The organism is Brevibacillus sp. FSL K6-0770, assembly GCF_038000275.1.
In the GTDB taxonomy this organism is placed as follows: Bacteria; Bacillota; Bacilli; order Brevibacillales; family Brevibacillaceae; genus Brevibacillus; species Brevibacillus parabrevis.
Map to the genome: position 1 here is coordinate 5,581,440 of NZ_JBBOBQ010000001.1, position 18,540 is coordinate 5,599,979.

Sequence of the window (18,540 nt, forward strand, 5' to 3'; positions counted from 1 at the left end):
TTATATCCCGATCATGCATGCATGTAAATACTTGCATGCGCTGTTTGAAAAACAATTTGCTGCCGCATCATCCAAACAAAAAACAAGCTCTCCGCAAGCTTGTTTTTTTGGGGGAAAAACGTCCCGATGCATTCCGGGAAAGTGGGAGTGGCCGCTTCCGGCATTACCGTTTTACATGCTGTTTCACCAGAGAGCCTGGATCGAGACGAAAGTCTTCGGAGCTCTCGACCAGATCGATTTCGCAGCCCGGTCCGATCTCCACATTTTTTCCGCGAACGACCTTGGCACGCGTGTACTCCAAATAAATCTCGTCGCCCTCCACGCTATCTACAGACAAGGCCAGCGCACTGTTAAAAATGTGTTTCAACAGCTTGTTGAGCGTACTGCTTCCTGCCTTGCGAACCTCGATGTACTCCCCGCCCATTTCTTTGGCCTCACAACCGCCGTGCAAGTGAACTTCAATTCGTCCGGCATTCAGCAAGCCTCCGACTGTAAAAGCGCCTTTTGCGGAAAATACCTCCGCTTCGCAGTCACCTGTCGTCTTCAGCATCCCGCGCACTTTCACTTCTTCTCCCGTCATGCTGCCGTGAATTTTCGTGTTTCCATCGACCTTGAGTCTGGTAAAAGCCAAGTCTCCATTCACGTCGAGCTGACCGTATACTTCGATCGTGTCCAGCTCAGCTTTGCCGCTGATCGACGCGTTTCCCTCCACCTTTGCCGAAGCTCCCCGGACATTCCCTGTAATGCTGAGATGCCCTGCACAATGCAGTGTCTCGCACTCCACATCCCCTTTGATTTTGCCAAAGCCTTGGACATCCACTTTGTTATATACGCCACCCGATGCATTCACGGAACCGTGAATGACGAGATCCGGTTTGTTTTCGTTCATCGCCTTCATCCCCTATTCTGCTACATTTTTGCTTTCAACTCTTCGATACATGCAGCCAAATTCAGTCGGGACACGATTTTCACGCCGCTGTCAAAGTGTACCTCTGTAGCACCAGGCACCAGCACAAACGTCGAAATCCCCATTTTTCGCACAAAAATCAATTCGCAAGGCTTGCCCTCAAAGCTCGGATAGTGATCGCACAGCACTTGCAAAAGCCCGCCGCTCTCATCCAGACTCATTTCGCCTGTAATCAGCAGCCGATTCAGCACGTAGACGTATAACACTTGTTCAAAAGAGAACACTTCCGGCTTGCCCTGATACTTCGTATACAACTCCAATGTGTTAGCAGAAACAATGTTTTGCTCCACTAGCTCGTCATAAGTGAGCTTCGTCCCCGCCAAATGAGGAGAGAACATGTCTGCCAGCTCATCCAGAGACAGATCGTCTTTCATGTGAATGATTTTGGCGATCCTGGACATGATCTGCTCACGCGGGAAAAAAGTTTCCTGCCCCGTAAAAGTGGCGCGCCGGATGAACCAGTCCTCTGGAATCAGGTTTTTCCGTTTCCAGCGGTACAGTTGCCCGTACGATATTCCTGTCAGCTCCAGCAGCTCCTTTTTCGAGATGAGATTAGGGTCCATGTGAAGCACCTCCAAAACCAATGTAACATAACACTGTTACGTTATTCAACTGCCTATTCTTCTGTACGACAAAAAAACCGGCAGGACGAGTCCTGCCAGCTTCGTTTTCACCTATGTTCCAACTTGCTTTTGCGCTTTGCCATTTGAATGCCGCCGACAACCGGCAGGAGATACAGCAGCTCGCTAGACAAATTCCGCCTGAATCAGCCGCTTCATATCTGCGGGCACTGGCGCTTCCACAACCAGCTCTTTTTCGAGCAAAGGATGGAAAAAGCGCAGGCTTGCCGCGTGCAGAGCCTGTCTTCGCAACAGCCCTCTCGCTCCGCCGTACATCGTGTCGCCTGCCAGCGGGTGACCGAGGTGGGCAAAATGAACCCGGATCTGATGCGTTCGCCCTGTCTCCAGCCAGACCCGGACAAGCGTCATCCCCTCAGACGCCTGCTTGACTTCGTAATGGGTAACCGCATGATCTCCGTCATTCGTCACGCGCCGTTTGCTCGGGTGGCGCGGATCGCGGCCAATGGGCGCGTCAATCGTCCCAGTTTTCTGCGGCAGTTGCCCGCTAACCACCGCCAAGTATTCGCGGTGCAAGCCCCCTTCGCGCAGCACCCGATCAGCCAGCTGGTGACCGTAGCTGCTTTTTGCCACCAGAATCGCTCCAGATGTGTCTTTATCCAAACGGTGCACCGGATGAATGCTCGCACTCTCCCCGTTTTTCGCAAACCGCTCAGCCAGCGAATGTAACAATGTTTCGGTATGCTCCGGCTTGGTTGGGTGCACCAGCAAACCCGCGGGTTTGTTGGCAATCAACAAATGATCGTCTTCATACAAAATTTCGACCGGAACTACGTGGCTGGCAGGTGGCAACGGCGGTGCAGAAAGCTGCGAGGACTGCTCTGCCTGCTCCTGCCGATCGACTACGCGAACAGCGACCACATCCCCGACCTTCACCTGACGCTGCAAAAAGGGCTGTTTACGGTTGAGCAAAATCCCCTTGCTTCTCGTCAGCCGTTGCATCATTCGTCCCGATACGCTCAGTTTTTGCCGGACAATTTGTTCGACGTTCATTCCGCTGTCTTCTTCTTTGACGATGTATTCCATCCAGTCTTTGCGACTCACGGCTAATCCCTCTGTTCCATGCTTTTTTTCCTATTGTAACAAAAGGACGCCTGCCGCGCCCCATTCCCCTCCTCCCTGCTGACGGCGACTCCAAATCCGCGCATAAAAAAACCACCATGCGATTGCACGATGGTTTTCCCGCTCGCTGTTAGCCTTTCAAATTTTCCGGGTTGAGCCCTTGCAGCTCTGGCAGGACAAACAGGCCGTCTTTGCGGATCAGAACGTCATCAAACCAGATTTCGCCGCCGCCGTACTCAGGACGCTGGATGTTCACCATATCCCAGTGAATTTGGCTGCGGTTGCCGTTATCCGCATTTTCGTAGGCACGGCCAGGCGTGAAGTGGAAGCTGCCCGCAATCTTCTCGTCGAACAAAATGTCGTTCATCGGATTCAAAATGTACGGATGCACCCCGATCGCGAACTCGCCGATATACCGCGCGCCTTCATCGGTGTCAAAAATTTGGTTGAGCTTCTCCGTGTTGTTGGAGGTCGCCTCGACGATTTTCCCGTTCTCGAATGTCAGGCTCACATTTTCAAACTTCGTGCCCATATAGCTTGTGGCAGTGTTGAATGTGATTTTGCCGTTTACAGAATCGCGCACAGGCGCGGTGAAGATTTCACCGTCCGGGATGTTGCGCAGTCCGGAGCAAATGACGTTCGGGATATCCTTGATGGAGAAACGCAAGTCCGTTCCCGGTCCGACCAAGCGTACCTTGTCTGTGCGATCCATCAATTCCTTCAGTGGGAGAAACGCTTCGTGCATCTTTTTATAGTCAAGGGAGCACACATCGAAATAAAAATCCTCGAAAGCTTCCGTCGACATATTGGCGCTTTGGGCCATCGCTGTCGTCGGGTAGTTGAGCAGCGTCCAGCGAACATTCGTTACGAGGTAATCGTTCAACCCTTGCATGACGCTTTGGTGGGCACGGCGGCGCTCAACCGGAACATCTGCCATTTCGCTGTCATTGGACGGGCCATTGATCACGATGTACGTATCGAGATCTTTGAACATCGGCTCTTCCCATTTTGCCAAATGAGCGGCACGGTCCGCACTTGCTCCCATCATCAGCTCGCGCTGGATTTGCGGGTCCAATACCCGGACAAACGGATAGGCTCCCTTGGCGTACGCTTGCTTGACCAGTTCTTTGGCCAAAGCGTGCCCCTCGCCGCGCACTTCAATCAACAGCGTCTCCTTCTCCTCCAATCGCACGGAATGGCTGAGCAAGTTCTCCGCCAGCTTGACAATTCGAGTATCCAACATGCAATCTCCCCCTTATCGCGATTCCTATAAAAAATATTTTACTGAATGGGCGAAACTTTTTCAATTACGCGCCGACTTCGTTTTCAGCTTCGTGCTTATCATATCATCGGAACAGCTCAAGCGGGTCAAAAAACGACCCGTTTGGTACAATTCCAAAAAAAGCGAAAATTTCTCTTGCCTAAAATCATTTTCGTAGAGTATCCTAGTCAACAAGAGTTTACCTGTTCAAATATTTTGAAAGACGGGAGTTGAGTTCATGGTGTCTTATGTAGTTTTTCTCGCTTAGGTGGGGCCTTTTGATAAGAGGCCGCTGCCTCTTACCGACCCTACCTATCGTTAGAAACTGCAGGATGCCTGAACCGCTTCCGTCTTTTTCCCGATCAGATTGGCGGGTGCCGATATATGGTGCGAGCCTTTGGTTTTTTGTACCCTTCTTTACAGGTGCAAAGCCTATTTGGTTCCCCGGTTTTTCGGCTTACCTACCACCCTTGTATCGTTCGATCAAGCGCAAGCGGAAAAGAGCACTGGCTCTGGCTCCGTTTGCGCTTTTTGTTGTGGAAAACATCCTATCCCTCGCTGTTCGTACGTGTGTGCCAAGTCGTGAAAAAGCCGTGCATCGGGAGGTTTAGCCAAAAAGAGCAGCCGCTTTTCTTTTTCGGAAAAAAAGCGCGGTCACGGCACCTGCCTGCAATTTGAACGGAACAATGAATGGAGGAATTTGTGTCATGCAATGGCGTGCGTGGGATTTGAACTTGAAAGTCCGCCTGTTTGGCGAACTGATCACTCATACTTTTTTCTGGATGTACTTTCCGTTTATGGCTTTGTACTTCAGTGACACATTCGGCAAAGACGTAGCCGGGCTGCTGTTGATGGTGCCCCCGCTGCTCGGGATGCTGTCCAATCTGTTCGGCGGCTATTTGGCTGACCGCGTCGGGCGGCGATTTACCATGCTGCTCTCCATCTTTGCCTCGACGTCGATGTTTGCCCTGTTTGCCTTCTCGCCTTCGCCTTGGGTGGACTACATCGCTTTTATCGGCATCGGGATTGCAGGCGCGCTTTACTGGCCCGCCAGCTCTGCCATGGTTGCCGACCTGACGACAGAAGAAAACAGGCGAATTGTCTTCGCCACCTTCTACACAGCCATGAACATCGGGGTAGTAGCCGGCCCTGTCCTCGGCTCCTTCTTTTTCGTGCATTACCGTCATGAGCTGCTGCTCGCCTGTACGGTCATCGAGCTGCTGTTCGGGCTCGCGATCTTTTTCCTGATCAAAGAGACGCTGCCTGATCACATTCGCCAGGAAAAAGCCAAGGAACGCTTCTCGCTGGCCCAGCAATTCAAAAGCTACGCGGTCATTTTCCGGGATAAAGTCTTTGCCCTGTACATCGGTGCCGGGATTTTGGTCGCCATCTCCTTTATGCAGCTCGACATGTACATGGCGCTGTACATCAAAGAACACGTCTTTGACCAAACGCTGTTTGCCTGGAAAGACTGGAAGCTGACTGTCGGCGGCACGAGCGCTTTTGGCTGGCTGATGGGGTTAAACGGTCTGCTCGTCGTCCTGTTCACACTGCCAGTCACACGCTGGTTCGCACACTGGAGCGACCGCAACAGTCTCGTTGTCTCCTCGATCCTGTACGGCTTCGGCATGTTTTTCATGGCGTTTACAACAAACATTTGGCTCTTGTTCGTCTGTATGGGCGTGCTCACCTTGGGAGAGCTGATCCGCACCCCGGTGGCACAAAGCTTCATCAGCAAATATTCGCCGGAGGACGCGCGCGGACAGTACATGGGCGCTTCTTCGCTCCAATTTTCGATCGGGCGCTTTATTGCCCCGATTACAATCGGACTGTCACAATGGCTCTCGCCACTCAGCGTGTTCAGCGTGATCTTGGCGTTTACGTTGGTCAGTGCCTACTTGTACGTCGTCCTGTTCCGCATGATCCCGTCCAAAGAGACGAACTAGCCGTAATAGAAGCCCCTCTCTCGCATATAGTGATTAGTAGAAACGCTTTGCGAGGAGGGAGCAAGCATGAATCAGCCTAAGCCTAAGGCATTCGCCACTTTCCGGGAAGAGCGCGACCGAAACTACCGCACTTCGACTTATATTCAATGGGGGCCTGCCTCCGTCACCCGCTCGCTGGGCAGTGCTCTGTTGCTCAATCCGGGGTCGGCGGCTCTTTTCCAGGCAAGGCCCGCCGCTGGCCGAAGCATCATGGGTCAGGTCACTCTCGACCCAACCATGCAGCAGTTGGTTCGCTTTACGGAAGCGATTTACCAGAACCGCCCGCTGGAAGGGAGATTTTATATATTCAACTTGTTTTCCTTGCAAAACCCGTCCGCTTCTGACGCTATCGCCTGCTTCGAGCAGCTCGTGGAGAATGGCGAAACTACATTGGAAGCACAGCTCGCTTCCAGAGAAGAACTGCGAAAGCAGCCGTGGATCATGCTCGGATGGGGTTGCTTGCAAAGAAAATCGCGGCCTCATTTTTCCGCACTAAAAGCCATGTGGCAAAAGCAAATCGCTTCGGCCAGCTTGCCTGCTTTTGGGAAACGCTGTTCCAACGGCCAGGACTACTATCATCCGTGTCCGAGGCTGCATGCCATGAAAGAGCCGTTATTGCGCGACCTGGTTGCGCTCTACCAGCAAAATGTACACGCTTTGCCTTCCTCTTTCGTGTAGCAAGCTTTGCCTTATGGAAAAAGAGTCTGTCTCCCGTTCTCGCAGGGAAACAGACTCTTTTTTTCTGGACGGCTATGGCAACTCGTTGGCTTCAAAATACTCTTCCCGGTCAAAACGTCCGCGCATCCACTTGTACGTGTCATCATAGATGGCGCGCTTGACTGGGTCTGTGCTTTTTACGGAATCAAGCAATGTTTTGGAGCCGTAGTAATAGGCGTGGATGTTGTTTTTGTCCATCCCCAGCTTGTGGGCAGCTACGAGCTGGTTGTAGTAGGTCTGATAAAATTTCGGATCGTTGTACATTTTCCGATCCCCTTCGATCTCTACGCCCATGCCATACTTGTTGACCACATCCAGCACGCTTTCGATCCGGTCGAGCGGCACTGGTTTGTCACTGTAGAAATTCGGCTGCAAAAATGCGTAGTCGAAAGCCAGCGACTTCCACTCTGCCACGCCTGGCGCCCCGAAGTAAGGAATCCAGTAGAAGCGCAGAGCTTCGTTGTGAACCATGCTCGCCATGTCGCGAATAAGCGCGCGCTCTTTTGGAGCACTATCCTCGATCAATTCGTGGAACCAGTAGATGCCCTCCAGCTTCAAGTAAGCGTAGCCTTCCTTATTCCAGCGCTTTTGCAGCTCCTGGAAGTACCACTCCAACGCCGCTTTGCGGTTCAAATACGCCTGTTCTTCCCCGATGCCCGCAGGATTGAACGAAAGCGACGGCTTGTTGTCGGCGATTTTGCCAAAGTCCTTTTGATTCGCGTTCGGATACGGCAGGGCGAGCACGACGTTTTCCTGGGTCGGCGTCGTGTACAGCGTGCCGCGCAGGCGATTGTACTCCCGCATCGCCTGGTTCAGTGCGTCGAGCTGCTTGCCTGTGCCGAACAGGTCGTTCATATAGCTGCGCCATCCGTCTTTCGTGACAGGCATGTCCTGATACGGCAGGAAAAGGATCGTGTCGAACATCTGGTCACGCATGTAGCCGTCAGCCGTACGATAACCTACCATTGGCAGAAAATCTTCCTTCGTCCACGTTCCAAGCTCTCCGTATCCCCCGGAATAAGCGAGCAGCATGTTTTCTACACGGCGTCTTGTGTTTTGTTCGCCTGTTCCTTTTGCCGGGCTTGGCGGTGGCAACAGGACCGCTCCCCCTTGCCAATCGCTTGCGCCACTCGCCCATACTTCCAGTTGGCGGGCAAAAACGAACACGGATACCGGGAACGATACCCGGACATAACGCGCGTTCACATCAGGCAAGCTCACGGACAGCGTGCGCAAGACAAGCTGAGTTTCCGCAGCAGGCACGTCGTGGACAGCCCTTCCGGCGTACGACCACGCTTTGCCGTCACGGGATACTTCTACTTCCATGTATTCCGGCATCAAGATGCCAGATGTTTTTTGCTGTTTGAATGTCAAAGATACGCGTTCCAACGGCTTTGCTTCCTGAAGCGCGACCGTCACCTTGCGGCCGAACTGGCGATTGTACCCTGTCCACTCTTCGGAAGGGGCGACCAATCCGCCTACAGGCCCCGGATATTGCTTTTCCACCTGCTGAAAATACGAGTCTGGCGTTCCGAAAGTAGCTACAGATGTGAAGCTGCCCGGAGCGACATTGACGAGGTCGTCCTGCTCAGCCGGCTTGTCGGCTGCCTCCTCTTCTCCCGTTGACTGTGCTGCATCGGCACCAGTCGCTGGCGAAGTCGTCTCTGTAGATGCAGATGTTTTCGGATCGGTTGTTGCATCCTTGCCCTCTTCTGTTTTCGCGCTGTTGCTGTCTGCCGCAGAAGTCGCAGGCTCCGTTCCTTTTGGCTGCTCTTCTGTTGTGACAGGCGGCTTGCCTGCGTCCTTGATCTCTATCGGAACGGTTACGGTCTTATAGCCGACTGTTACCGTCAGATTCCCTTTTCCGGGAGTCGGCCCGGCAACGAATGTTCATCTGCCAGTACCGTGCCCAGCTCAGGGCGGTCAAAAGCAAAGATCGGAGTAAAAGGCAGCTTGTCTCCTTTTGCCTGCTTGACCTCCAACTGCTCGCTCGTCCCCGCCAGCAAGCTCAGTTGGCTCTTGCCCAGCGTGAAATCAACCTGCTCAGCCTGCTGATAGCGCGCATCGAGCACGCGCTCCGCAATGACTGCCGCCTCCGCACGCGTAACAGTGCCAGCAGGATTGAACTTGCCTTGTGCCCCTTGCATCCAGCGTTGATTGCTTACTTCCTCGACTGCCGCCTTGGCGTAGTCGGCGATCTGGGCGGCGTCGCTGTACACGATATTTTGCGACGCGGCTTTGGGGAGACCGCTGACCTTCATCAGTCTCGCCAAAATTACGGCCAGGTCTTGCCGGGTCAACGGGTCAGCTCCGCCAAGCGTCTGATCGCTTCTGCCGTTGATCACGCCGAGGTCAGCGAGCCCGTAAACAAATGAGGCATACGGACTTTCTTTTGGCACGTCGGCAAAAACAGCCTGCTCCATCTCCGCTGGCTGAAGGCCCACCACTTTTGTCAGCAATACGGCGATATCTTGGCGCGACATCGTATTTTGCGGATAAAAGCGCCCGTCTCCCTGCCCGTTGATCAGCTGTAGCCCTGCCAGTCGCGTGACGGCTTTTTTCGCATAGCTGTTGCCCAAATCGGTAAATTCCACAGTTTCTTGCGCTGTTTTCCCAGGCTGTGCCGCCTGCTCCGGCTCGCTTTTCGCATACAGCGGCGGAACAGCCTGCACGAGCAAGGTCGACAGCAACAAACAGGCGGAGAGCACTTTGCTCCCGAATTTTCTCTTTCTCATTACAACGTTCTCCTCCAATATGCCCCTTTTACACGGCTTGCTCTGTCTACTCTGTCGGGGAAATCATCGGCTGGCGCGGCGGCTTGGGGCCAAAGAACTGATAGTAGTCCACCTTGATGTTTCCGTTGTAGAGCTTGCGCTTTTTGCTCGCCTTGCGCCCGAAGTGCTCCTCAAACAGCTCATCGGAAGTGATGACGTAAAAAGACCATGTATCCATGGCGGCAAAAGTTTTCCCCATTTCCCCGTACATCTTGCTGACCTGTTTCCACTCTCCCAAGCGCTCCCCGTACGGCGGATTGCAAATCAGATAGCCGTATTTCCGCTTCGTCCGTACATCGCGAACATCCATGCGCTGAAAATGGATCGATTCATCCACGCCCGCCTCTGCTGCATTGCGGCGTGCCACCTTCAGGATCTCATCGTCCATGTCGGTGCCGATAATCTCCAGCTTCTGATCGTATCTGGCCAAGTCATGCGTCTCAGCCCGCGCCTCTCTCCAGGCTGTTTTCGGAATGATCGGCCACGCTTCCGAGACAAATTCCCGGTTCATTCCCGGCGCGATGTTTTGTCCGATGAGCGCTGCTTCGATCGGAATCGTCCCTGAGCCGCAAAACGGGTCCATGAAGACGCGATCCGGCTTCCAGCGAGACAGCATGATCATCGCTGCCGCCATCGTTTCCTTCAACGGGGCTGTACCGATCAATTCGCGATAGCCACGCTTGTGCAAACCCGGGCCTGATGTGTCGATAGTCAGCGTCGCCACGTCTTTGAGCAGAGCCACTTCGATTTTGTACAGCGGCCCTTTTTCCTCAAACCACTCGCACTTGTACGTCTTTTTCAGACTTTCCACGACCGCTTTTTTCACGATGGCCTGGCAGTCGGGAACACTGAACAAAGTCGATTTGACTGACTTTCCTTCTACGGGAAACGTTGCATCCTCCGTGATCCAATCCGCCCATGGCAAAGCTTTTGTTTGTTCAAACAGCTCGTCAAATGTAGTCGCCTTGAACTCCCCGATTTTTAGACGCACCCGGTCGGCAGTTCGTAACCACAAATTTGTGCGGGGAATCGCAGAAATGTCTGCGGAAAACGTCACCTTCCCGTTTTCTACCTGAACCGGGCCATAGCCGAGCGCTTTTACTTCCTCTGCTACTACCGATTCCAATCCAAAAGTCGCCGTAGCGATCAATTCTACTTTTTGCATATGTAATCTCCTGTCCGTCCATATTGCTTTGGGGCTTACCCTTATACTATATTACCCGATTTGGCAATATCGTTGGTAATCTTGTGCAAAAACAATACGAAAAGACCCGTCGCCATAAAAACAACGGGCTGGGCATGCCGGCTATCCGATCTGGAAATCATAATAGAATGCAGCTTTATAGAGAAAGGAGAAATCGTCATGCCGGAATTGCCTGAAATGGAAACGTACCGCAGGCTGCTCCATGAGCAAATCTGCGGTGCGGTCATCACCTCAACAGCCGTCCAGCGGGAAAAAACCATCAATCTGCCCCCGGCACAGTTCGGACAGCTTTTGCAAAACAATCGCCTGACGCTTATCGAGCGGCGCGGCAAGCACCTCTTGTTTCACTTGCAAAGCGGCCACGTCCTGCTGCTTCACCTGATGCTGGGCGGTTTTCTCTACTTGGGTACAGCCGAGGACAAGCTCGCTCGGACTGCCCAGGTAACTGTCTTTTTGGGAGAACGAGTGCTGTATTTTCACGGATTGCGGCTCGGTTACTTGCACCTGCTCACTCCCGATCAGATCGACGAAAAGCTGGCCCCGCTCGGCCCAGAACCGCTCAACCCGGAGTTCACGCTGACCCACTTTGAAAAGCTGCTGGAAGAAAAGCGCGGAGTTTTAAAAACAGCCATGGTCGACCAACACTGGATCGCAGGCATCGGCAACTGCTATTCCGACGAAATTTGCTTTCACGCGCGCATACTGCCTACGCGCCGCATCCCCGAACTGACTGCGCCAGAGCGAGCCACTCTCTATCATTCCATGCAGGAAGTGCTTGCAGAAGCGATTCGTTTTGGCGGTTACATGGAACAGCCGTTGTATCGCACCGACGAGTTGACAGGCGGGTTCGACGAGCGTTGCCAAGTGTACGATCGCGGCGGAGAGCCATGCCTGCGTTGCGGACGGCCTATCGTAAAAGACGAGCTATCCTCGCGAAAAGTTTTTTTCTGCACTCATTGCCAGCAATAAGCCAATCAGCGATTGCGGAATCCGATCAAGCTGTTATTCTTGCGCCGTCTCCATCTGCATGACCATGTACACCTGCTCGGTTTCCGATGGCCCGAAGCCTGCCGACTCCAAAATTTCCAGCAGCAAGCCTTCAGAGGCGCGCAAGTTGAAGGTCGACCGCTTGCAGTCCGATGCGTATGGCGCGTACACGCGGGCGAGAGCGGCGCTCAAAATGTTGCGGGCATCGCTGTGGCCTGGCTGAGCCACACATTGGCGCAAAACGATGTTGCTCACTTGTCCCGCTTCATTTACCATGCTTTTGTACAAGGCGTACCCGACCGCCTGCCCCGCTCCGTCTTCGACCATTACTGCCTGTGCGTCCCGCAAGCTTTGCCATTGATTTTGCCAGGCGACATCTCCGTCGTAGAACGGCAGCGCAGTCACTTCCTGAGTGACAATCGGCCTGATCCGATACTCTGGCTTGGTCGACGCACCGAATGCATGCTCGGGCAGCGGGCCGATTCGTTGCCAGAACAAGAGGCGGTCAACCACCTCGTACCCTTTTTGCTCATACAGGGCTATCGCCTTGCTGTTTTGGCTCATCGCCTCCAAGGTAGCCACCTGCACGCCAGCTTCCTTGTACAGCTCAAGCGTCGCATCAATCAACTGCCGCCCCACTCCTTGACGGCGATATTCGGTAGCGACACCCGTCCCGCCGTTCCAGGCGACTTTTTTCCCACCGATCGTTCTCAGTCCGCTTGCCACCAGGCCAATCGGCTCTTCTCCATCAAACGCGACGACAGACAAGCCCATGACATACCCTTCGTTCCCCAATCGCTGCACCAGCATCTCTTCCGTCATCACAATCGAAACGAAATAACCTTCAAAACCTCTGTTCCAAGCTTTTGTCACCTCGGCAAACGTACAGTCGCTCATTCGCTTGATGGTAATCATGCCATCACCTTCCATGATTTTTTCGATAAAATTATTTTAATCGAAAATGCCTAAAAATTCAATCTTTTACACACAACACAACATCTCTTTTTGTCACTCCCGCTTCGCACATGGTAAGATGGAAAAAATCACTTACCGGGGAGGTTCCTATGCGCAAACAGCTTACTGTCGGTTCTTTGATCGCCGGACGCTCTCCCGTACAGCAACCTGTCTACACTCCTGTTCACACCAACTTGCCTGAGTTGGGCAAACAAGCAGACAGCCGGGTTTTTGCCAAGCCAAACAAGCAAAACAGACCAATCCCGACGGCAAAAGCACGACACAAGCAGGTGCAGATCAAGCAAAACTCTCGAACATTCACAATCGGGCAAGCTCCCTGTCAGACGCTGCTACAAGCCGCACAGACGCAGGGACAATCGCTCTCTTACAAATGCCAGCAAGGGTATTGCGGAAAATGCAGCGTCCTGGTCGTATCAGGCAACGACTTGCTCACCGCTCCGACCCGGCAGGAACACGAGAAGCTGGACAAAAAGCTCGCGGCAGGCTATCGGCTCGCTTGTCAAAGTGCATTTCACTCTACTATTTCAGATTAAAAGGTGGCCACTGACTGCATGAACACTACACGCATCCTACTTTTCGCAGGCGGAAATCTGGGTGACTGGGCCATCCGTTACATACGCGAAGGCGACTGGCTCGTAGGCGTGGATCGCGGCGCGCTGTTTCTCGTTCGCAACGGCCTGTCGCCACGCTTGTCAATCGGCGACTTCGATTCGGTCACCGCGGAAGAGATGGCGGAAATCGAACGCCACAGTCTGGATGTCTCCGCTTGCGATCCCGTCATGAAAGATTTGACGGACACCGAAATGGCGCTGACCTGGGCCATCGGGCAAAAGCCCCGGGAAATTGTCTTGCTCGGAGTGCTCGGCTCCCGCTTCGACCACACTCTCGCCAATGTCCATCTGCTTGGCAAAAGCTTACAGGCAGGAGTTTCCTGCCGCATTGTCGATGAACGCAATGAAATCCGCCTGATCAACAGCCACTGCCAGCTTTCGCAGGACCAATTTACCCACGTTTCCCTGCTGCCTTTGACGATGGAAGTCACCGGAATTACGCTGCGCGGATTCATGTACCCGCTGGAAGACGCCACGCTGCGAATCGGCGACACGCTCGGCATCAGCAACATACTGGTAGAACAAACCGGGACGATTGATGTACGCACAGGCCAACTGCTCGTGATCAAAAGCAAAGACTGAGCCATAGCAAAAAGGATCTGCGCCGTTCGTTGCAAGCGAGCGGCACAGATCCTTTTCCCATTTATTCTTCTTCCTCTACATGCATCGGCAATTGCCAATCGATCTCTTCCATTCCCTGCGAACGCAGAAACGCATTGGCCCGGGAAAACGGTCGGCTTCCGAAAAATCCGCGATTGGCCGAAAACGGACTTGGATGCGGCGAAGCGATGATGCAATGTTTCTTTTTGTCGATGAAGGCCGCCTTCTCTTGCGCGTGTTTTCCCCACAGGATGAACACAAGCGGCTTTTCGCGCTCATTCAGCAAATGAATGATTTGATCGGTAAACGTCTCCCAGCCGATGCCTTTGTGCGAATTTGGATTGCTCGCCCGCACCGTCAGCACCGTGTTCAACATCATGACTCCCTGCTTGGCCCAATGGCTCAAGTAGCCATGCTCAGGAATGGCGCAATTCAAATCGCTTTGCAACTCTTTGTAAATATTCACGAGAGATGGCGGCGGTTTGATTCCCGGCTTGACCGAGAAGCTCAAGCCATGGGCTTGTCCCGGCCCGTGATAAGGGTCTTGTCCCAAAATTACTACTTTTGCCTGTTCGTAGCTGGTCAGATGAAGCGCTGTAAAAATGTGATACATATCCGGGTAAATGGTCTGTGTCTGATATTCTTCCTTCAAAGTCTGACGGAGCTTCAAGTAATACGGTTTCTCGAACTCCCCAGCCAATACGGGAGCCCAGTCATTTTGCAAAATAGCCATTTTCCTCACCTTATCCGCTAATCTTTCTATTACCTTACCACAAAGTGACCTTTCACTGAATCATCGTTTCAACCTGTTTGTCCGTCTGGGACCAGGCGCGGCTAGTCCTACCTTTTCTCCCATTCGTAGTCTATGTTTCCTATTACCCTCGTTTGATAGCTTTTCTCCCATGATCTTTGACATAATGTTTTCTGGGAAGATTTAGACAAAGGGAGAGGTTTTTCGACATGAAATGGGACTTGAAATCATTTTTTGGGGGAATTATCGTCGGCTCGGCACTCTTTTCCGGAATCGCAATCGCGGCTCCAGCTTATCCGGATGTGGCTGAAGGCACAAATACGCCTTTTACTTACTACTTCGAAGGCGTGCCAAAGTCTCCGAACAGCGACGTCCAAGGTATCATGTACAAAAACTCTGTGTACGTACCGATTCGTTTCGTGGCAGAAAACTTGAACAAGCCAGTCATTTACGATGCCAAAACGAAATCGATTTTTATCGGTAAACTGCCAGTTGCCAAAATGTACTCGAAAATGGAAGCGGTTGAACTGGTCAAAAAGAAATATGCAGGCAGCCTTACACCTACACACGTAGTCGAATATGACCACGATGACGAAAAAGGGCACTATGTCATTCAAGTGTACCAAACTGTAGTAAACAATTTCCAGTCCGGAGACAGCTACACCAGCACGTACGGATGGTTCGTCGTGAACCCGAATACCGGAGAAGTGAAATCGTTGCTGTAAGCATGCACTTATTCTTTTATATAAACAACGAAGGACAGCGGCCTGTAGGGGAGCCGCTGTCTTTTTGCTTTCCAGTAACTGGACAACTTTCGATTGACTTTGAAAATCACTCTCCATACGATGAGTAAAGACAGCAATCAATCAGTGGAAGGGTGTTTGGCTCATGATGGTCGAAATCAAAACATACGTGGTACAGGAAGGCTTCTCCGATGAAATCGTCAAAAGCTTCAGCGAACCAGGCGTGGTAGAAAAAGCTCCGGGCTTTGTGGACTTGAGCATTTTCGTGCAAAAGCCGCGCAAAGACGAAGAAGAAGTCGTGGTCATGATTCGCTGGGAGTCGAAAGAAGCTTGGAAACAGTGGGAATTGAGCGAGCCGCATCTCGAAGGACACCGCAAAGCGCGCGAGCAAAAGCGTCCCGAGTTCATCATCAGCTCCAAAAGCGGCCATTACGAACTGAAAGCGATCAAACACCCGGAGCAGCAGCAAGTCTAACTGCCTGCCCGACATAAACAAGCCTCGTTTCGCAGAAAACATCTCGAAACAGAGGCTTGTTTTATATATCAAGGTTGTACTTTTCCATCTTCCGGTACAAGGTAGAAAGACTGATTTGCAGCTCGCTGGCAATCGCCGCTTTGTCCTGACGGTACGCGCTGCTCGCCAAATATTTTTTCAGAACAGAGCGCTCATAATCAGCCAAAAGCTGTTCCAGCCCCGCCCCCGCCTCATCTGCTCGCCCCGTCGCTTCCTCCGCAAGCAAATATTCCGGCAAACTCTCATGGTCAATCAGCGATCCATCCGCCATGTTGACCATATATTCCACGGCGTTTTCCAATTGCCGGATGTTTCCCGGCCAATCGTATGCGGCAAGCCTGTGAACGAGCGAAGCGTCAAGCTCCAGCCTGCCCTTTTGCAAAAGTGTCCCGTACCGATGCAAAAAATGCTGCAAGTACAGCGGGATATCTTCCCGGCGCTCGCGCAACGGCTTCAGGCGAAGCGGGATGACATTCAGCCGATAGTATAAATCTTCGCGGAACGTCCCTTCCTTGACCATGCTCTCCAAATCTTTGTGAGTCGCCGCGATGACCCTGACGTCGATCTCCAGCGTCTTCACGCCTCCGACTCGCTCTACCGTTTTTTCCTGGAGAACACGCAAAAGCTTGGGCTGCAAAGACAGCGGGATATCCCCGACCTCGTCGAGGAAGATCGTGCCTTTGTGCGCCAGCTCGAATTTTCCCGGCTTTCCTTCGCGGCGAGAGCCTGTAAACGCTCCGCCCTCATAGCCGAACAGCTCGCTCTCCAGCAGCGTTTCGGGAATCGCCGCGCAATTGATTGCGACGAACGGCTGTCTGCTGCGCGGCCCCTCGCTGTGAATCGCTTTTGCCAGCAATTCTTTGCCCGTACCGCTCTCTCCGCGCAACAAAACAGTAGAGATGCTGCCCGCCACCTTCTTCGCCTTGGCGATCACGTCCCGCAAGCCTGTATCTGCCCCGATCAGTTGGGCGAAGTACACAGGCTTGACGACTGCCTGCGGCATTTCCTCCTGGATGTTGCAGCCTTTTTCCCGTTCGGCATCCAGTTCCAGCAGCTTGTGTTCGATCAGCGAACTCGTGTGCTGCAAAAACGGCATCCACTTTTCCGAGTGGTGCAGCATCTTTTCCTTTTGCTCAGGCGAAAAGCCGATGATGCCGATGACCCCGACCGTCTTTTCCCGCTTGTGTACCGGGAAGCCGATTGTTGCAAGCTCCCTGCATTGCTGCAAAAATTTGCAGTTCATGCACTGGGAGTCGTTCTTTTTCATGTCAAAAATCATGCCTGGCTGTCCAGTCTGCAAAATCATCCGGAAAAACGATCCTTCCGGCGCAGGCAGCCCGATCAAATCCGAATAGTAGCCTGTGCCGCTCACCCGAATCCCTTGTTCATCCAGAATGGTGACATCCAGCCCCAGCACCTTGGAAATATTGTCTGCGTATGATTGAATGAATTTCTCTATCCGGGAAAATTCGGTCATGGTCGATCCTCCTGCCTGTCACGTTCCTTACCCTCTCGCAGCAGCCTCCGCCACAGGGACGCAGCGTAGCGCCTGCTCCAGATCAGCAATGATGTCCGTCGCATCCTCCAGCCCGGTTGAAAGGCGAATCAAACCGTCTGTAATGTTGAACTTCAGACGATCCTCCACCGGAATGGAAGCATGAGTCATCGACGCGGGATGCTGCACGAGTGTTTCCGGGTCTCCTAAGCTAAACGATATCATAGCGAGACGCAGCGCGTTAATGAAAGATTTGGCGGCGTCATACCCTCCCTTGACCTCGAAGGAAACAATTCCGCCCATCCCCGCCATTTGCCGCTTCGCCAGCTCATGCTGCGGATGGGATTCCAGTCCAGGGTAGTAGACGTGCGCGATCGCCGGGTGCTTTTCCAAGTATTCCGCTACAGCTTGCGCATTTTGACAATGTTGGCGGACGCGCAGGCCCAACGTCTTCAATCCGCGCAAAATCAGGAAGGCGTCCCATGCGTTCAAGTTTTGCCCCAGATCGCCCATGATGTTTTTGCGCATGAACTGTATTTGCTCTTTGTTCGCGACAATAAATCCGGCGATAACGTCCCCATGCCCGTTCAAATATTTGGTCGCGCTATGGACAACCACATCGGCTCCCAGCTCCAACGGCCGCTGGAGATAAGGCGTCATGAACGTATTGTCGACAATCACGACGATGCCTCGTGCGTGCGCCAAACGGGACAATGCCGCGATATCGAGGACTGTCAGGCACGGGTTGGAAGGCGTCTCAATGTACAGCACGCGGGTGTTGGCCCGGAAAGCCCGCTCCACTGCCTGCAAATCGGTACAATCGACGAAATCGGTCGCAATGCCGTAACGCGGCGCCATTGTAGTAAGAAACTTGTAGCTGCCTCCGTATACATCCCGCGTACACACCACATGGTCGCCTTGCTGCAAAAAGGCAAGCAGCGCCCCGGAGATCGCTGCCATTCCGCTGGATACGCCCAAAGCGGCCTCCCCGTTTTCCAACGCTGCAATTTTTTGCTCCAACGTCTCGATCGTCGGATTGCCGTACCTGCCGTAATACGTTCCGCCCCGCTCCCCGGCCACGCAGGCAGCAGCGGAATCCGCATCGGGAAACGCATATGCGACCGCAGGCACGACAGCTGCCGTGACCGCCCCCGTTTTCGGGCAAGGCTCTTGAGCCGTATGAATAATAGCAGTGTCCAGCTTCCAGTTGTTCGTTTTCATCATTGTCTCTCCTTTTGGCGATCCTCTCGCTCATC

At 53.0% G+C, this 18,540-nt stretch carries 19 protein-coding genes; 8 read left to right on the forward strand and 11 right to left on the reverse strand.

The window, feature by feature from the left end; genetic code table 11:
* Positions 1-163 precede the first annotated feature (163 nt).
* The 4 genes from NST23_RS26535 to NST23_RS26550 form a co-directional block, all read right to left on the reverse strand.
* The gene (locus NST23_RS26535) at positions 164-889 is read right to left on the reverse strand and encodes a polymer-forming cytoskeletal protein (protein WP_229049764.1); all 726 of its coding nucleotides are present in this window, start codon (positions 887-889) and stop codon (positions 164-166) included.
* Between the two features lie 20 nt (positions 890-909).
* The gene (locus NST23_RS26540) at positions 910-1,530 is read right to left on the reverse strand and encodes a YhbD family protein (RefSeq protein WP_340964950.1); all 621 of its coding nucleotides are present in this window, start codon (positions 1,528-1,530) and stop codon (positions 910-912) included.
* 183 nt (positions 1,531-1,713) lie between these two features.
* A complete protein-coding gene (locus tag NST23_RS26545) occupies positions 1,714-2,649 on the reverse strand; it encodes an RluA family pseudouridine synthase (RefSeq protein ID WP_274874490.1) in 936 nt (311 codons plus the stop codon).
* Positions 2,650-2,797: 148 nt separating this feature from the next.
* Positions 2,798-3,910 (reverse strand): aminopeptidase, encoded by a 1,113-nt coding sequence (locus NST23_RS26550; protein WP_340964952.1) that lies wholly within the window; start codon positions 3,908-3,910, stop codon positions 2,798-2,800.
* Positions 3,911-4,635: 725 nt separating this feature from the next.
* On the opposite strand from NST23_RS26550, the gene NST23_RS26555 reads away from it, so the two are divergent.
* Both NST23_RS26555 and NST23_RS26560 read left to right on the forward strand, forming a co-directional pair.
* Entirely contained in the window at positions 4,636-5,874 is a 1,239-nt protein-coding gene (locus NST23_RS26555) for an MDR family MFS transporter (RefSeq protein WP_122962544.1), read from the forward strand.
* Between the two features lie 66 nt (positions 5,875-5,940).
* The gene (locus NST23_RS26560; protein WP_340964955.1) at positions 5,941-6,591 is read left to right on the forward strand and encodes a hypothetical protein; all 651 of its coding nucleotides are present in this window, start codon (positions 5,941-5,943) and stop codon (positions 6,589-6,591) included.
* Between the two features lie 72 nt (positions 6,592-6,663).
* On the opposite strand, the gene NST23_RS26565 is transcribed toward NST23_RS26560, so the two are convergent.
* Positions 6,664-8,136 (reverse strand): DUF4855 domain-containing protein, encoded by a 1,473-nt coding sequence (locus NST23_RS26565; RefSeq protein ID WP_340964957.1) that lies wholly within the window; start codon positions 8,134-8,136, stop codon positions 6,664-6,666.
* A 43-nt stretch (positions 8,137-8,179) separates the two neighbouring features.
* On the opposite strand from NST23_RS26565, the gene NST23_RS26570 reads away from it, so the two are divergent.
* Positions 8,180-8,467: a hypothetical protein gene (locus NST23_RS26570; protein WP_340964960.1), complete on the forward strand. Its 288-nt coding sequence runs from the start codon at positions 8,180-8,182 to the stop codon at positions 8,465-8,467.
* Positions 8,468-8,480: 13 nt separating this feature from the next.
* Here NST23_RS26570 and NST23_RS26575 read toward each other — a convergent pair whose 3' ends face one another.
* Together NST23_RS26575 and NST23_RS26580 are read right to left on the reverse strand one after the other, a co-directional pair.
* Positions 8,481-9,365, reverse strand: a complete 885-nt coding sequence (locus NST23_RS26575; protein WP_340964963.1) for an S-layer homology domain-containing protein — start codon at positions 9,363-9,365, stop codon at positions 8,481-8,483.
* A gap of 46 nt (positions 9,366-9,411) precedes the next feature.
* Positions 9,412-10,569 carry a THUMP domain-containing class I SAM-dependent RNA methyltransferase gene (locus NST23_RS26580; RefSeq protein ID WP_122962541.1) on the reverse strand — a complete coding sequence of 386 codons (1,158 nt, stop codon included), beginning with the start codon at positions 10,567-10,569 and terminating at the stop codon, positions 9,412-9,414.
* A 198-nt stretch (positions 10,570-10,767) separates the two neighbouring features.
* Between NST23_RS26580 and NST23_RS26585 the strand changes: the two genes are divergently transcribed.
* Positions 10,768-11,577 carry an Fpg/Nei family DNA glycosylase gene (locus NST23_RS26585; protein ID WP_217022097.1) on the forward strand — a complete coding sequence of 270 codons (810 nt, stop codon included), beginning with the start codon at positions 10,768-10,770 and terminating at the stop codon, positions 11,575-11,577.
* A gap of 33 nt (positions 11,578-11,610) precedes the next feature.
* On the opposite strand, the gene NST23_RS26590 is transcribed toward NST23_RS26585, so the two are convergent.
* Positions 11,611-12,510: a GNAT family N-acetyltransferase gene (locus tag NST23_RS26590; protein ID WP_274874492.1), complete on the reverse strand. Its 900-nt coding sequence runs from the start codon at positions 12,508-12,510 to the stop codon at positions 11,611-11,613.
* Between the two features lie 149 nt (positions 12,511-12,659).
* Here NST23_RS26590 and NST23_RS26595 point away from each other — a divergent pair, with 149 nt between their 5' ends.
* On the forward strand, positions 12,660-13,103 hold the full coding sequence (locus tag NST23_RS26595; RefSeq protein ID WP_173599054.1) for a 2Fe-2S iron-sulfur cluster-binding protein: 444 nt from the start codon (positions 12,660-12,662) through the stop codon (positions 13,101-13,103).
* 18 nt (positions 13,104-13,121) lie between these two features.
* Positions 13,122-13,763, forward strand: a complete 642-nt coding sequence (locus tag NST23_RS26600) for a thiamine diphosphokinase (protein WP_173599055.1) — start codon at positions 13,122-13,124, stop codon at positions 13,761-13,763.
* A gap of 61 nt (positions 13,764-13,824) precedes the next feature.
* Here the strand turns inward: NST23_RS26600 and NST23_RS26605 are convergent, their stop codons facing one another.
* Complete coding sequence (locus NST23_RS26605) at positions 13,825-14,514, reverse strand: uracil-DNA glycosylase (RefSeq protein WP_122962536.1); 690 nt, start codon at positions 14,512-14,514, stop codon at positions 13,825-13,827.
* Between the two features lie 227 nt (positions 14,515-14,741).
* Here NST23_RS26605 and NST23_RS26610 point away from each other — a divergent pair, with 227 nt between their 5' ends.
* Both NST23_RS26610 and NST23_RS26615 read left to right on the forward strand, forming a co-directional pair.
* Positions 14,742-15,257 (forward strand): stalk domain-containing protein, encoded by a 516-nt coding sequence (locus tag NST23_RS26610; protein ID WP_340964966.1) that lies wholly within the window; start codon positions 14,742-14,744, stop codon positions 15,255-15,257.
* Positions 15,258-15,420: 163 nt separating this feature from the next.
* Entirely contained in the window at positions 15,421-15,750 is a 330-nt protein-coding gene (locus NST23_RS26615) for an antibiotic biosynthesis monooxygenase family protein (protein WP_173599056.1), read from the forward strand.
* A gap of 61 nt (positions 15,751-15,811) precedes the next feature.
* Here the strand turns inward: NST23_RS26615 and NST23_RS26620 are convergent, their stop codons facing one another.
* Together NST23_RS26620 and NST23_RS26625 are read right to left on the reverse strand one after the other, a co-directional pair.
* A complete protein-coding gene (locus NST23_RS26620; protein WP_122962533.1) occupies positions 15,812-17,266 on the reverse strand; it encodes a sigma-54 interaction domain-containing protein in 1,455 nt (484 codons plus the stop codon).
* Between the two features lie 27 nt (positions 17,267-17,293).
* Complete coding sequence (locus NST23_RS26625) at positions 17,294-18,505, reverse strand: trans-sulfuration enzyme family protein (RefSeq protein ID WP_242773803.1); 1,212 nt, start codon at positions 18,503-18,505, stop codon at positions 17,294-17,296.
* Between the last annotated feature and the right edge of the window lie 35 nt (positions 18,506-18,540).